Here is a 556-nt window from a genome sequence, read left to right on the forward strand (position 1 = left end):
CCCCCACCCTGCACAAGGCGCCCCCAGAGGCCGACACCAAGGAGATCCCGAAGGTCGTCACCCCGGACGCGACGAAGGACACGACCGAGCTGCCGAAGCTCACGCCCCCGACGCCCCGCACGGAGCCCCCGGCCGCGACCGAGCTCTCGGCAGGCCTGATCGCCGAGATCGCGGCGGCTGCGGCCGGGGACGGCATGACTGGGGACGGCAAGGCTGGGGCGGTGCCGGAGTCCGCAGCTGAGGTCACTGCTGAGCTTGAGGTTGTGGCCGACGCTGCACCCGCCGCCGAGCCCGAGCAGGAAGCTGCTGCCGAAGCAACAGTCGGCAAGCCCGAGCCCGAGCCGGAAGCCATCGCTCAGCCCGCGGCCACAGCCGAGCCCATCGCTGAGCCCGAGCCTGTCGCTGCCGAACCTGAGCTTGCCGCCGCAGCCGAGCCGGAAGCTGTCGCCGAAGCAACCGCTGGCGAGCCCGAGCCCGAGCCCGAGCCCGAGGCACCCAAACCCGCACCCAGCCGCTCCCGCAAGTCCACGGCGTCCAAGTCCACGGCCTCCAAGTC

General features: G+C 72.7%; 1 pseudogene. It reads left to right on the forward strand.

What is annotated here, in order from left to right:
- Window positions 1-556, forward strand: a pseudogene (locus tag IZR01_RS49495) (hypothetical protein); the annotation flags it as partial.

It is taken from the genome of Catenulispora pinisilvae (assembly GCF_015356865.1).
GTDB lineage: Bacteria > Actinomycetota > Actinomycetes > Streptomycetales > Catenulisporaceae > Catenulispora > Catenulispora pinisilvae.